Here is a 14,543-nt window from a genome sequence, read left to right as displayed (position 1 = left end):
CAATGCCTATATTTACCTATTTTTGTCTTTTTTTATCCGAATTTCAGTCTAAATCCCTATAACTTTACAAAACCTTAACATTCGACACATACTTTCTTAACATTTCACTACTATACTATCAATTGAGGGCGAAACAACGTCCAAAAAAATAGTTCATAATCAGGGGAGGACAATTTTAAAATGAATTACAAAAAGTACCTTATGTTCCTGCTAGTTGCAGCATTAGCAGTAGTGCTCGTAGCTTGTGGAGGGTCAGATGAAGAAGATACAGAGGATACTGGATCTGAAGCAGCTTCAGAAGACACAACTTCAGAAGACACAACTTCAGAAGATACAGAGGACACATCATCAGAAGATACGGATAGTGAATCAGCAGAATTGGAAGGAAATGTAGTAATTGACGGTTCTGGTACAGTTTATCCATTAATGGCAAGACTTGCTGAGGAATACATGACTAACGAACAACCTGGTGTATCTGTAGAAGTTAGCCGCGCTGGTACAAGTGCTGGTTTTGAAAAATTCCTTGTAGAAGATGGGACAGACTTTAATGATGCTTCTCGTCAAATTAAAGACGAAGAACTAGCTAAAGCAGAAGAACTTGGTATTGAAGTTAAGGAACTTAAAGTTGCTTTGGATGGTTTGACAATTGTTACTAGTCCTGAAAATGACTGGGCAACAGAATTGACTGATGAACAAGTTGTTGACATATTCCTTGGTGAATATACAAACTGGTCTGATATTAATCCTGAATGGCCTGAAGAAGAAATTAACACGTATGGTCCAAACGAAAACCATGGTACGTACGAATTCTTCTATGAAAATATTTTGGAAGAACAAGATCTAGTTGAGGGTACTGATTTACAACAAGAATATTCTACTCTAGTTACACTTGTTGCTGAAGATACCAACGCGATCGGATTCTTTGGTTTTGGTTACTATAACAGCAACCAGGACAAAATTAATGCAGTAAGCATTGACTTTGGAGACGGCCCGGTTGAACCATCTCTTGACACAATTGCTGAAGATGGCGACTATGCTGATTTCACACGTCCAGTATTCACATACTTGAACGTGAACAATGCTCAAGAAAAACCACAAGTACTTGATTATGCAATTTATGTAATGGAAAATGCTAACTCTTTCGCAGGCGAAACTGGATTTGCACCAATTCCTGACGAAGAAGCACAAGCACTTGTTGAAGATTTAGAAGGTCTTAAATAAAATAAATTAATAAAATTGAAAACAGAAGTCTAATAAGATGAGAGCCGACATAGTGTGAGTTCAAGGAGGGCAAAAGGGACCGAGAACGAATTGGCGTAACTTTGAGCAGCTGAACGGAAGCAGCGAAAAGTACGTCAGAAATTCGAAGTCTCCTTTACCCCCGCTTGTTGAACACCTTTTATATGCTCTCATCTTATTGTGACTTTTAAAGCGCTGGAAGGGGTGCTCCAATAAAATGGCAACAAGCAGCGATTTGAACAAAAAAAACGCTGTTAATGTCAGAGAAATGATTGCTGAGAAGAAAAAGAAGAGGAATTTTTCCAATCTGACGGAAAAGATGATTCCTACTATTCTAATCATTATTGCATCAATTTCTATACTGACAACAGTAGGAATTATCTATACCTTATTAGCTGAATCAATTGAGTTTTTCCGAAGAGTTCCGATATGGGAGTTCTTTACGGGTACTGTGCTTAAACCATTAAGCCAGACACCTGAATTTGGTGTTTTGCCTTTGATAATGGGAACGGTCATATCTTCCATCATTGCGATGCTGGTAGCGGGTCCCATAGGATTAATGTCTGCAATCTATTTAAGTGAATATGCTTCTGATAAAGTAAGAAGAACGATTAAACCATTACTGGAAATACTTGCTGGAATCCCAACAATCGTATATGGATTTTTTGCGTTTACGTTTGTAACCCCGCTTATTAGATCTGTTTTCCCGGAAGTGGGTGCAACAAATATATTGAGCCCTGGTATTGTGATGGGCGTTATGATCATCCCGATGATTGCCTCTTTATCTGAAGATGCAATGAACTCCGTGCCGAATGCAATGCGTGAAGGTGCACTGGCATTGGGAGCTACTAAATTGGAAACAACATTTAGAGTTGTTATTCCTGCAGCACTATCAGGAATAATTTCATCTTTCGTGCTTGGGATTTCTCGTGCAATTGGTGAAACAATGATTGTTACAATTGCAAGTGGAAGCTCCAAAAACTTTACTTTCGACATTACCCAATCTATGCAGACAATGACTGCATATATTGTTGAAGTCTCCGGAGGGGATGCACCTGCCGGATCGACGATATATTACAGCTTATATGCTGTAGCATTAACGCTTTTTGTATTCACACTGATTATGAATTTGCTTGCAAGATACATCTCTCGTAGGTTTAGGGAGGAATATTAAAATGAAATATATTGATGATATAAAAGTGCAAAAACGGATGAACTCCCGGGTACTCAAAAATGATATTGTCAAACAATTATTTTTAGCAGCTACCTTATTTGGGTTGGTTGTTTTGGCGGTCCTGTTAATTCGTGTGATTACAGAGGGTGCTGCCTGGATTGATTGGAATTTCCTGACTGGTAAATTATCAACCGCTGCTGAACGTGCTGGAATAATGGGGGCTATCTTAGGTACTTCATGGCTTATGCTCATTGTAGTTCCTGTGACTCTTTTTATTGGTGTCGGAACAGCCATTTATTTGGAACTTTATGCGAAGAAAGGTAAATTTCAGTCCTTTATAGCAACGAATATATCAAATCTTGCTGGAGTACCTTCGATTGTGTACGGGCTATTGGGTCTGACGATCTTTGTCAGGGCAATGGATTTTGGCAATGTAGTTATGGCGGGTGGTTTAACACTCTCGCTGCTTGTCCTCCCCATCGTAATTGTCGCCGCTCAGGAAGCGATTCGTGCAGTGCCACAGCATTTAAGTGAAGCTTCCTATGGAATGGGTGCCACTAAATGGCAAACAGTTAAAAATATTGTCCTTCCTGCTGCTTTACCTGGTATTCTGACAGGATCCATTTTGGCACTTTCACGTGCAATCGGTGAAACAGCACCATTGACAGTACTCGGAATTCCGGCGTTACTGATACCGTTTCCTGAGGGATTGTTTGATACGTTTACAGCATTACCAATGCAAATCTATTACTGGACACTAGACTCCTCCCTTGTTGAAGAATATGCATATCTGGCTGCGGCCACAATCATTGTCCTCTTGGTATTGTTGTTCCTATTAAACTCAATTGCTATTTTTATTCGAAATAAATTTCAGCAACGGTATTAGTTTTTTATACTGAAATAAAGGAAGGAGAGAAAATTAATGAGTCCTTTAACAAAGACGAAAAAAGTCAAGGTTGACATTAAGTCTGAGACAAGCACTACGAAAAACAATGAAGTTGTTTATGATACGAAAGATTTAAACCTTTGGTATGGTGAAACACATGCATTAAAAGATGTTAACCTTTCTATCCATGAAAAAGAGGTTACTGCAATTATTGGGCCCTCAGGCTGTGGTAAATCCACCTATATTAAAACATTAAACCGCATGGTGGAGCTTGTGCCATCAGTACGTACAACCGGGGTAATCACGTATAAAGGTAAGAACATACTCGATAAGTCATTAAAAGTGGAAGATTTAAGAACCCACGTGGGAATGGTATTCCAAAAGCCGAATCCATTTCCAAAGTCTATCTATGAAAATATTGCTTATGGACCAAAGATCCATGGTATCCGCAATAAAAAGGTATTGGATGAAATTGTGGAAAAAAGTCTTCGTGGTGCATCGATATGGGATGAAGTGAAAGACAGACTGAATGAAAATGCCTATGGACTTTCCGGTGGGCAGCAGCAGCGCCTTTGTATTGCTCGTTGTCTGGCAATCGAACCGAATGTAATTTTAATGGATGAACCAACATCCGCGCTTGATCCAAAATCAACTTTAAGGATTGAAGAACTGGTACAGGAATTGAAGAAAGAGTATTCGATTATTATCGTAACGCATAACATGCAGCAAGCTGCACGTATTTCAGATAAAACTGCTTTCTTCCTTAATGGGGAAGTTGTAGAATACGATGATACAAATAACATCTTTACAAATCCTGAAGACAGCCGGACAGAAGATTATATCTCTGGTAGATTTGGCTAAGTTGATTTGGGTATAAATTAGAAAGATATTTGTGCAATTAATGAACTAAATACTAGCTACCATTTAAGAAGTCCAGAGAGATTGGAATTGGTAGTGGATATAAGATTGCAGAACTGTATCTGGTTCTTTACAGTCTATGTTTCTTTCAAAGAGGCTCCTTGTCAAAAATGGCAGGAGTCTCTTTTAGTTTTCGTTCTCTCATGAGTGAATGGGTTTAATGTGTTGTATTACAAAATAATGTTTCTGCAGATGTACCGTTTATAGGGTATGTTTACTAGTTTAGTATTTATCTTTTTTGCTATAATGAATCAATCATATAAACATTGGAGTGTTAGAAAGTGCTCAAAATAAGTAAAATCGTTTTTCATATTGCTGTATTATACGTAATTTTTTTGTTTGGTAACTTGGTTCAGCAGACATTCAATCTTTTTGTTCCAGGTAGTGTTATAGGGATGATAGTATTCTTGATTTTCCTTTTAACAGGGATAATCAAGGTATCCTGGATTGAAGAAGGAACAAAACTTTTTGTCAATCATTTAACATTGTTCTTCATCCCGGCAACCGTGGGCGTTATGAATTATATGGAAATTTTTTCGGCTACAGTTCTATGGGTGGTCGGCATTGTTCTTATAAGCACTGCTTTAGTAATGGCGATTGCTGGAATGGTCAGTCAGTGGCTGATCAGAAAAAAGGAGTTTCAGCATGAATAGTATTCTGATTGGTCTATTGTCAATAGTTGGTACATTAGCTGTTTATAGCACTATTTGGAAACTGCATAAGAAAATAATGTTGCCGATAACCCTGCCGATTTTTCTAGGTTCGATATTAATTGTCTCCGTACTGCTGGTTTTTGATATATCGTACGATACATATATGGTTGGTGGGGAATGGATTAATCAGTTACTTGGTCCAGCTGTTGTGGCCTTGGCATATCCTCTGTATCAGCAGCGGCATTTGCTGAAGGAACTGATTATACCAATTGTATGTGGCACATTACTAGGCGCGGTCGCTGGAGTGAGTTCAGGTATATTGCTTTCAGGATGGATTGGTGTCGATGACTTTATCATTTATTCCCTTGTCCCTAAATCTGTGACAACTCCCGTTTCGATGGCTATCGCTGATTCAATGGGAGGGGTCATGTCCTTGGCGGCGATTTTTGTGATTATTGCTGGAATAGGCGGGGTCATCATGAGCCCATATGTATTTAAAGTTTTTAAAATTGACCATGTCATCGGTCGTGGAGTTGGAATGGGGAGTGCCTCCCATGCAATCGGTACTGCGCATGCCATGGAACACGATCAGCTAGGCGGGTCTGTAAGTACGGTTGCGATGGTGCTTAGTGCCGTTATCGTCTCCATTATTGCACCGGCACTTGTCTCCCTGATGATGTAGATGACAAACAATAAACACATTCTTTGATAAATAACTTTGCATTTGAAATAATGACATAAGAATCATAATCTAAAGTATAAGGAGATGTGAGAATGAAGGTTCTGGTAATTGGGGCTAATGGTCAAATTGGTAAACATCTTGTACGCTTACTTCAGGATAGTGATGAACATACGGTAAAGGCAATGGTAAGGAAAGAAGAACAGTTAGAAGCGCTAAAAGAGTCAGGCGTTGATACGGTACTCGGAAATCTTGAAGGAAGTGTGGATGAAATCGCTGAGGCAGTGAAAGGTTCAGATGCTGTTATCTTTACAGCTGGTTCTGGCGGAAGTACCGGACCGGACAAAACATTGCTGATTGATTTGGATGGGGCAGTCAAATCGATGGAAGCGGCAGAAAAAGAAGGTGCAGATCGATTTGTCATTGTCAGTGCATTTCAGGCACATAACAGAGACAGCTGGGCAGACAGTCCGATTAAGCCATATATGGTTGCCAAGCATTATGCAGATAAGATGCTCGAAGCAAGCAAGTTGAATTATACAATTGTAAGACCAGGTGGGTTATTGAATGACCCAGGTACAGATAAGGTTGCTGCGGCTGAAAATCTGGAGAGAGGCTCTATTCCACGTGAGGATGTTGCCAAGGTGGTGATTGCTTCGTTAACAGAAGAAAACACATACCGTAAAGGATTTGATCTGATTTCCGGTGATACCCCGATTACAGACGCGGTTAAAAATATATAATAAGGAACGTCAAGGGATATCCAGTACCCTTGACGTTTTTAATACTATTCGACAAAATTCGGGGAGTGCCAGGCACTAGGAAGTTTTTTTGTGGCGCCACATCATGTAGCGGTAGCGAATGGTGCAGCCGATGCAGTAGCCCATCAAGGCAATACCTGAAGCGGCAAGTACCATAAGACTGAAAATAATTGCTGGTATTGTATAATTTAATGAAAAGAAGATTAAAGATAAACCAATGCATATTGTGGCAATCCACTGATTGAAAAGCTGCTGGTCCTTGTCTTCCTGTCTGTATTCATTCGATGGTTTTTTTAAAAAGCGCCTGCTGGACATAATGATCGGATTACTTTTTGTTATTAATGTATATAGGCCATTGACGAATGGTAACAGTAAAATGACTGGATGAATGATGAATGCTAAAAGAACGGTAATAACAATAAACGATTGATTGATCTGTACGAGTGGCTTTGGAATGCTCATGTACATTCTCCTTCCTTATTTATATGTATTATACATAGTAATCCCATGTGAATAAAGTGTTTGGATTGAAAATTTTATCTTACGGGTAACTGTCCCGCCAATATACATAAATGGGACAGGTTTCTAAAATGCTATGTTTTATAGCAAAAGAAAAGATAACTGTTGCCAAGGTAAGCAACGGCGACACCGCAATTCGGGCTATGTTAAGGGCATGTGATTTGATTTATAGACTATCGGCCTATCTGGTATTAAATACCAGTAGGAACATATCCCTGTATGAAGCATAGGTCTCTCCTTTTTGACACATAACAAGTATAAAACCATCTGAGCAGGCAATGAAGAGAGTATATCCGGTAAATAATAGAATATTGGGAATAAATATTCTTTAATATAATTGCAAATAACTATTGAATTATTATGCAAAATGATGCATAATAATTCATTAATAGCACATTTGAGAGGGGAATTTAAAAATGGCGAAGGAAAAAATTGTATTAGCATATTCCGGAGGGCTTGACACTTCCGTTGCAGTTAAATGGTTACAGGATAAATATCAATATGATGTCATCGCGGTGGCGCTTGATGTTGGTGAAGGAAAAGATTTGGATTTTGTTAAAAAGAAAGCATTGGATGTTGGGGCAATCAAATCATATGTGATTGATGCAAAGGAACTTTATGCAAACGAATATGTATTGCCTTCATTACAGGCTAATCTTTTGTACGAAGGGAAATATCCACTAATTTCCGCACTTTCACGTCCTTTGATCGCAAAAATTCTTGTTGATATTGCAGAAGAGGAAGGTGCAACGGCTGTTGCTCACGGATGTACTGGAAAAGGAAATGACCAGGTTCGTTTTGATGTTGCATTCACAGCATTGAATCCCGAGCTTAAAATTGTCGCACCTGTACGTGAATGGGCAATGTCCAGAGAAGAAGAGATTGAATATGCAAAAGCGCATAATATTCCAATTCCAATCAACTTGGACAGTCCTTACAGTATCGACCAGAATTTATGGGGAAGAAGTAATGAGTGTGGTATCTTGGAAGACCCATGGACAGAGGCTCCAAAAGACGCTTATGATCTGACGGCAGATCCGACCGATGCCCCAGATGCACCGGAAGTGATCCAAATTACATTTGACCAAGGAAAACCAGTATCCTTGGATGGAAAAGAAATGAAACTGGATGAATTAATTCTTCAACTAAACGAAATTGCCGGGAAGCATGGTGTCGGAAGAATCGACCATGTGGAAAACCGTCTAGTAGGAATCAAATCAAGAGAAATTTATGAGGCACCTGCCGCAATGACATTAATTGCTGCTCATCAGGAGCTGGAAGCATTGACATTGCCGAGAGAGGTTGCTGAATTCAAGCCTGTCGTCGAGCAAAAACTCGCACAGACAGTTTACTATGGTCTATGGTATTCACCGCTGACAGAGGCATTGCAATCCTTTATCGAAAAAACACAGGAACATGTATCTGGAACAGTAAAAGTGAAATTATATAAAGGTCAGGCACAAGTCATTGGCCGGGAATCCGCAAGTTCGCTTTATGACTTTGACCTTGCAACATACAACAAAGCAGATGCATTTGATCATGATGCAGCACTTGGATTCATTAAATTATGGGGACTTCCAACGAAAGTGCATGCTTCCGTAAATGGTACGCATTCGAAAAAGAAATCAATTGAAAAAGTAAAACTCGAAGTAAAGGAAGCTGTTAACAAGTGAAACTATGGGGCGGACGTTTTACAAAACCAACCAATCAATTAATGGACGAATATACGGCCTCGATCAATTTTGACAAAAAATTGGCGAAGTATGATATACAAGGCAGTCTGGCCCATGTGGAAATGCTGAAGGTCTGCGGGATCATTCCTGCAGAGGATGCTGATAAGATTGCCGACGGATTGCAGGTCGTTTTAGGAAAAATCGAATCTGGAGAAGCTGAACTTAGTGAGGAACATGAAGACATTCATATGAACGTCGAAAAGCTTCTTATTGAGGAAGTTGGGGCTGTCGGCGGGAAGCTCCACACAGGAAGAAGCAGAAATGACCAGGTGGCACTGGATATGCGCCTTTATTTACGGGATGCGATTGGTACCACGATACAACTGCTTGTTGATGTCCAGAAGGCACTCATTAACCAGGCAAAATTGAATCTGGATACGGTAATGCCTGGCTATACTCACTTGCAGCGCGCACAGCCTGTATTGTTCGGACATCATATGATGGCATATGTTTTCATGTTTCAACGGGATACGGAAAGACTGATGGACAGTTTAAAACGGGTGAACAAATCCCCCCTCGGTGCAGGTGCATTGGCAGGGACCACTTTCCCAATCGACCGTCAGTTTGTTGCCGATAAATTAGGCTTTGATGGGATTTGCGAAAATAGTTTGGATGCTGTTAGTGACCGTGATTTTGTTGTCGAATTTCTTGCGAATGCCTCATTGATCTCAACGCATCTTTCCCGTTTATGTGAGGAATTTGTTCAATGGTCAAGTGCGGAATTCAATTTTATCGAGCTGGATGATTCTTTCACTACGGGCAGCAGTATGATGCCACAAAAGAAAAATCCGGATTTGGCTGAGCTTGTACGTGGAAAGACTGGTCGTGTCTATGGCCATCTGATTGGAATGCTTACTACATTAAAGGGGCTTCCTCTCGCATATAATAAAGATATGCAGGAAGATAAAGAAGGCATGTTCGATACGTTCGAAACACTAAAAGGTGCCCTGGCATTATTTGCTCCGATGATTGACACGATGCAGGTTAAGAAAGAGAATATGTATGCTGCTGTTAAAAATGATTTCTCCAATGCGACAGACCTTGCCGATTACCTAGTCGGAAAAGGGATGCCATTCAGAGAGTCACATGCAGTTGTCGGCCAGGTCGTCTTGAATTGCATCAATAACGGGAAATATTTGCTTGACATGACGCTGGAAGAATTTCAATCATTCTCCGAGCTGATCGAATCAGACATTTTTGAAGCACTGACACCGGAAACGGTTGTAAATGCACGTGATGTTGCCGGTGGAACAGCCAAGCATAGAGTTGAGGAACAAATTGCAAAGGCAGAGCAAATATTGGATTCAGCCGGATTAACTGGGTTATAGTAAAGGTAATAACTCTGGTTAATAAGGCAGGCGAATTTGGATGAAGTTGATTGCTTCAGATTTAGATGGAACATTATTAAACGAAGATGGTATCGTAAGTGAGGAAAATGCCAGTGCTATCAGAAAGGCGCTCTCTCAAGGCATCGAATTTGTCGTTGCTACAGGAAGGTCATATGATGCGGCAAGCAAACCACTTCAGGAAGCGGGAATTACATGTCCCGTTATAAGCCTGAATGGTGCGATAGCCTATACTGAGAATAAGATGGAACTAAGAAGTGTCCCACTAGATCATGGCGTTTCGAAAAAAATTCTCGAAGTATGTAAGGCTGCTGACATGTATATGGAGTTTTTTACCAATGAAGGCATTTATTCGGTAAGCAGAGAGTACTTCCTTGAGGTGCTTATCGATATTATGAAATCAGCAAATCCACAAATTTCTGATGAAGAAGTCCGAGAGAAAGCTGAACTTCGTTTTCAGCTCGAACCGGTACATTTTATAGAGAATTATGAGGAAATATTCAAGAAGAAAGATATAATTATCTATAAGGTCCTTGCATTTTCGCTGAAACAAGAGAAATTGAAGGAAGTCCATGCCAAAATGGAAACTGAAAAGGATATAAAAATAACATCTTCTGGTGACATTAACCTGGAATTTAACCATCCTGAAGCACAAAAGGGAATTGCCTTAAAAGCCTTTGCGGAGAGTAAAGGAATCGGGATGGCAGATGTGATGGCGATCGGTGATAACTGGAATGACGAAAGCATGCTTAAAATGGCAGGACGCGGGGTGGCGATGGCCAATGCCGTCCCTGGAATCAAAGAGCTATGCGGATACCAGACAAAAACAAATATGGAACACGGGGTAGCTTATGCAATAGAAGAAATGCTGAGCGAACTGTCGTTGAAAAATTAGAGAAAAGGAAAGCCAGGTGATGGGCTTTCCTTTTTGCTGCATAGGAATGGATAGTTACTTAAGGCCTCTGCAATCGAGATAAGTGCGCGTTTTCCGTTCTCAGGAGCTCAGAAACGAGAAATAAGCGCTTCCCAGAGCGGTCACCGAAGCAACAAACTTACGAAAAGAGCCGTTTTAAAACAGATAAAGCATTACCGCTATAAGACTGATACCGACCTTTGCAAGGAATCGCATACGACACCTCCAGTAAGGATTAGTAACCGTTACTTTCAGCATAGCGTATAAATTTTAAGTATTTGCATATTGAATGTTAATTTTACGTTAAAAAGAGGAACCAGATTTTTTCTGATTCCTCTTTTTAACACAGTTAGTGTCTCTTATTCAGCCATAATACACCGGATTTTGCCAATCTTGGAAGGAATCCGGTCATTGGGGTTTTGGCCATGTTGCCAAATCCATCTGACTTGCCAAGTGACCCAAGCGTTCCTTTTAATTTCAATGGTTTCGGTTTCTTTGGTTCTTTGTCTTTTAGGACAGCAAGTAATACATCAGCAATTTGTTCACCTTGGAGTCCTGCGAGTTGGGCACTTGGTGAATATTCACTTGATGCACAATCCCCGACAACATAAATATTCTGTTTCTCGGGAACTTGGTAAAATTCATTGACGATTAGCTTGTCCTGATTGTCTTTTTCAAAAGGTAATTCCCTTACAAGCCGATTAGGCTGTACCCCTGCAGTCCAGATGGTAACGTCATTGATGTGGCAGATCCCATTATTGCAAACGCCATCCTTTTCTACATATTCAACAATTGAATTATGAATGACATCGACGTCATTTTTGACAAACCAATCTTCCACGTAATTTTGAATTTTTGAGTCAAAAGCTTTTAAAACGGTATTTCCACGGTCAAGCAATCTGATATTGAGGTCTGGACGGCTCTCTCTAATTTCAGAAGCTACTTCAATACCACTGAGCCCCGCCCCGACCACGGATACTTTCCCATAAGCTTTTAAATTCCCGATGGCAACCCCTGTATGGCGAGCTTTCGTGAATGTTTGGACACTTTCCGTAAATTCCTCTGCTCCAGGGATTCCATGATAATTGTCTTCACAGCCGACACCTATGACTAAATAGTCATAGGGAATTGTTGCTTCTGGATCTTCAAATAATATTTGTTCTTTATCTGTATCGATTTTCATAATTTCGTTAAAAACATACTGAACACGTTTATCGTCCGGAAATTCGACACGAACATCCTGGTCAGCAACCGTGCCCGCTGCTATTGTATAAAATTCAGTTTTCAATGAACGAAATGGATTCCTGTCTACTACTGTAATCTGTATGTCTTCAGATAATGGCTGGTCAAGTAAACCTGACAGGATTTTAATTCCACCATATCCGCCCCCTATAATAACTAACCTTTTCATGGTTAACCCCCTTATGTAGTGAAACGTTTTCGTTGTTCTCCCCCTAATAGATTACCAAAGTTGTCCGAGTCTGTCATCATATAATAGGTGCCTGTCACTCCCCGAATTTTGTCGAAAAACATTAGTGATTCCGGTATAGAAAAAGAGAAAAGACACATGAGTGGGGAGGCTTCTCATGTGTCTTTTCTCTTTTTCTATAAGAATATTAATGTGGATGCTATTTCCCTGATATGCGCTTCATCGACCCACAAAATCAGGAAGTTATATGCTGTACCCTCAATTACGATTGGTGCAGGGTAGGTAACGATTAATGCAGCCTGGCGATTCATTTCAGGAGGCTGATCTGCAGATGGGAAAATAAAACATGCCTCTTCGCCCTGAATAGTTGCCGGGATGATTTGTGGCATGGAACCGTATGGCATTAATGGATGAAACGCTTCACCCTGGCATACGTCTTCAAGACTCTCTCCTGCTATGGCCGAGACCTGGAAAAATCCATCAGGTCCTTCATAGCGCTCATTATTTACCCTTACCCAGTTAGATGGGTATTGAAATCTGATTCGGTATGTCTGATTTGTGTAAGTGCGTCGCAGAAAATGATCAACTGGAGTTTTGGACCATTGGAGTGATGTAATTACAGCTCCTTCGATCAATTTGATTGGAACGGGATGATCCAAATCTATCACCCACATTTCACGGGCAAATTCCTGTTCACTGCAGCCAGAAAGATAGGCAATTTTTCTTCCGTTGGGGGACCAGGTCACTGGCGATGCAAAACAATTGGATATTGCGTGAATGGTTTCGGCTTCTCCTTCTCTCGTTACGGTTCTAACCTGACTGAAATATCCCCGATCTTCATATGCGGTCGCACTATAAGCTATGATTCTTGAATTTGGATTCCATCTCGGATAATAGTTTTTGGCTAGTGGGCCACCCTCTAATCCAAACATATTGCCGGTTGCCAGTTCGATGGTAATAATGAGTGAGATGCTGACCCCCGGTGTTGTATAAAGTACAAAAGTACCGTCAGGAGATAAACGCACATCATTTAGTGGCCCATCTGTGTTATTGGTTATTCTCCTTCTTCCCGTACCATCTCGGAGAATCCGGTAAAGCTGGCTGACCCCGTTGTTATCGGGGGCTTGGTACAGGAGCTCCGTACCGCTAGGAAGCCATTGGATATCTGTCGCGCCAGGCTGTTGGATGGATTGAAATTGATTGGATGCAAGCTGATAAAGAATAATTTGATTTCTTGTTGTATAGGCAATTGTGGTGCTGTCAGGGGACCAATCTAACCGAAGACTATCGTTTTCACCAAGTTGATCAATGGATGCTAATGTACCCGACTCAAGCTCCACCACATAGATGATTCTATTTCTGCCGACAAAAGCAATTCTCCTGCTATCTCTTGACCATTCCGGGGTGGAGAAGGAAGCACCTAAACCACTGGTCAACTGTACATTGGTGCCATTACGAGGATTATAGAGCCAAATGTCAAACTCTCCGCTGGCATTGGAGGTGTAGGCTATTAAGCCTTCACCGCCGGGTGGTGCGTATGGGATACGCAGCATCATACCAGGAAGGATGGTGGTAGTCGGTAATTGATTGACCTGCTGAATCAGTTCTGTTCTCCTTGTGCCATCTGTGATCACATTAAATCTTCCAGCAATTGTATATAATGTATCACCAGGTTGAACAACATAATAGGGGACTCCAGGGGGGACTTTGAGCAATTGATTAACATAAATCACGTAAGGGGCCTGAAGCTGATTGGCTTCTATAATTACAGAAATGGGTATACGGAAATATTGGGAGATTTGATAAACAGAATCTCCAGGCCTAACAAGATAAATATCTACTCCGGGTGGAATGGATAGCTGCTGACCGATATATATGGTGTAAGGGGCCGACAAGTTATTGGCAGCGATAAGTGATTCAAGCGGAACTTCCCATCTTCTGGCAATGTCAAAAAGCGTATCACCCGGTTGGACAGTGTAAAAATATTGCATATAATCCCTTCCTTCTATATGGAGCATAGGTTTCGATTATATGTATATGTTCACATTATCACGAATATTAGAGGAATTGACAGTCGCCAAGCTCTTGGGTTGATGCCTTCGTCGGACTTGTGCTTATATGTTCCTACTCGTAAACAAAGCCACTTCCATACAATGCAGAGGAAGTGGCAAAATCTAAATTATTCAACTTTTGCAGAAGGAAATGGATAATTAATCCTTGGCAGAATTAGGATGGTGTGAGTTGCACTGCTCAAGTTGACTTTGGATTAACTATTTGCACTGAGCAGCCTGAA

At 40.6% G+C, this 14,543-nt stretch carries 13 protein-coding genes; 10 read left to right on the top strand and 3 right to left on the bottom strand.

What is annotated here, in order from left to right; translation table 11 throughout:
• Nucleotides 1-180 precede the first annotated feature (180 nt).
• The 7 genes from A4245_RS15295 (at nt 181) to A4245_RS15265 (ending at nt 6,292) form a co-directional block, all read left to right on the top strand.
• A complete protein-coding gene (locus A4245_RS15295) occupies nt 181-1,221 on the top strand; it encodes a PstS family phosphate ABC transporter substrate-binding protein (protein ID WP_067729464.1) in 1,041 nt (346 codons plus the stop codon).
• Between the two features lie 235 nt (nt 1,222-1,456).
• Entirely contained in the window at nt 1,457-2,413 is a 957-nt protein-coding gene (gene pstC, locus A4245_RS15290) for a phosphate ABC transporter permease subunit PstC (protein WP_067729461.1), read from the top strand.
• Nucleotide 2,414: 1 nt separating this feature from the next.
• Nucleotides 2,415-3,299, top strand: a complete 885-nt coding sequence (gene pstA, locus A4245_RS15285; RefSeq protein WP_067729459.1) for a phosphate ABC transporter permease PstA — start codon at nt 2,415-2,417, stop codon at nt 3,297-3,299.
• Between the two features lie 36 nt (nt 3,300-3,335).
• Nucleotides 3,336-4,160 carry a phosphate ABC transporter ATP-binding protein PstB gene (gene pstB, locus A4245_RS15280; protein WP_067729457.1) on the top strand — a complete coding sequence of 275 codons (825 nt, stop codon included), beginning with the start codon at nt 3,336-3,338 and terminating at the stop codon, nt 4,158-4,160.
• A gap of 338 nt (nt 4,161-4,498) precedes the next feature.
• Nucleotides 4,499-4,870, top strand: a complete 372-nt coding sequence (locus A4245_RS15275) for a CidA/LrgA family protein (protein WP_157087738.1) — start codon at nt 4,499-4,501, stop codon at nt 4,868-4,870.
• Complete coding sequence (locus tag A4245_RS15270) at nt 4,863-5,552, top strand: LrgB family protein (protein WP_067729455.1); 690 nt, start codon at nt 4,863-4,865, stop codon at nt 5,550-5,552. Before A4245_RS15275 ends, A4245_RS15270 begins: the two co-directional genes overlap by 8 nt.
• 92 nt (nt 5,553-5,644) lie before the next feature.
• A complete protein-coding gene (locus A4245_RS15265; protein WP_067729453.1) occupies nt 5,645-6,292 on the top strand; it encodes an SDR family oxidoreductase in 648 nt (215 codons plus the stop codon).
• 75 nt (nt 6,293-6,367) lie between these two features.
• Here the strand turns inward: A4245_RS15265 and A4245_RS15260 are convergent, their stop codons facing one another.
• Nucleotides 6,368-6,772 (bottom strand): DUF4395 domain-containing protein, encoded by a 405-nt coding sequence (locus A4245_RS15260; RefSeq protein WP_067729451.1) that lies wholly within the window; start codon nt 6,770-6,772, stop codon nt 6,368-6,370.
• Between the two features lie 473 nt (nt 6,773-7,245).
• Here A4245_RS15260 and A4245_RS15255 point away from each other — a divergent pair, with 473 nt between their 5' ends.
• From A4245_RS15255 to A4245_RS15245, 3 genes are read left to right on the top strand one after another with little or no spacing between them, the layout of a single operon-like run.
• On the top strand, nt 7,246-8,502 hold the full coding sequence (locus A4245_RS15255; protein ID WP_067729449.1) for an argininosuccinate synthase: 1,257 nt from the start codon (nt 7,246-7,248) through the stop codon (nt 8,500-8,502).
• Entirely contained in the window at nt 8,499-9,890 is a 1,392-nt protein-coding gene (gene argH, locus A4245_RS15250; protein ID WP_067729447.1) for an argininosuccinate lyase, read from the top strand. The genes A4245_RS15255 and argH overlap by 4 nt, the downstream gene beginning before the upstream one ends.
• A 40-nt stretch (nt 9,891-9,930) precedes the next feature.
• Nucleotides 9,931-10,803 carry a Cof-type HAD-IIB family hydrolase gene (locus A4245_RS15245; RefSeq protein WP_067729445.1) on the top strand — a complete coding sequence of 291 codons (873 nt, stop codon included), beginning with the start codon at nt 9,931-9,933 and terminating at the stop codon, nt 10,801-10,803.
• A 367-nt stretch (nt 10,804-11,170) separates the two neighbouring features.
• On the opposite strand, the gene A4245_RS15240 is transcribed toward A4245_RS15245, so the two are convergent.
• Together A4245_RS15240 and A4245_RS15235 are read right to left on the bottom strand one after the other, a co-directional pair.
• Complete coding sequence (locus A4245_RS15240; RefSeq protein ID WP_067729443.1) at nt 11,171-12,232, bottom strand: NAD(P)/FAD-dependent oxidoreductase; 1,062 nt, start codon at nt 12,230-12,232, stop codon at nt 11,171-11,173.
• Nucleotides 12,233-12,426: 194 nt separating this feature from the next.
• A complete protein-coding gene (locus tag A4245_RS15235; RefSeq protein WP_067729441.1) occupies nt 12,427-14,241 on the bottom strand; it encodes a LysM peptidoglycan-binding domain-containing protein in 1,815 nt (604 codons plus the stop codon).
• Nucleotides 14,242-14,543 lie beyond the last annotated feature (302 nt).

The sequence above is a fragment of the Oceanobacillus damuensis genome, from assembly GCF_001618145.1.
GTDB lineage: Bacteria > Bacillota > Bacilli > Bacillales > Amphibacillaceae > Oceanobacillus > Oceanobacillus damuensis.
This window is presented reverse-complemented; position numbering and strand designations above follow the sequence as displayed.